Below are 235 nucleotides of genomic sequence, written 5' to 3'. Positions count from 1 at the left end.
GAAGTACAGGCATTTGATGCAGTTAATGGTGGGGCAGAAGGTTTTATTCATGATGGTAAAGTCACTTATTTCCAAGCAGCGCAACCTCGTGGTGACAAAGCGGCATTCGATGTCAGTAAACTAGAAAAGCTCCCTGCGGTAGGCATTGTTTACAATTATGCCAATGCATCAGCGGCTCCGGTGAAAGCTTTGAGAGAAGAAGGGGTTGAAGGGGTTGTAAGCGCAGGTGTGGGTA

1 pseudogene is annotated in these 235 nt (G+C 47.2%); it reads left to right on the top strand.

The window, feature by feature from the left end:
- Positions 1-235, top strand: a pseudogene (ansB, locus tag ACRHOC_RS15185) (L-asparaginase 2); the annotation flags it as partial.

Source organism: Winogradskyella poriferorum (assembly GCF_050618035.1).
Classification (GTDB): Bacteria; Bacteroidota; Bacteroidia; order Flavobacteriales; family Flavobacteriaceae; genus Winogradskyella; species Winogradskyella poriferorum_A.
The sequence above is the reverse complement of the archived record's forward strand: the minus strand, read 5'-3'. Positions and strand labels throughout refer to the sequence as shown.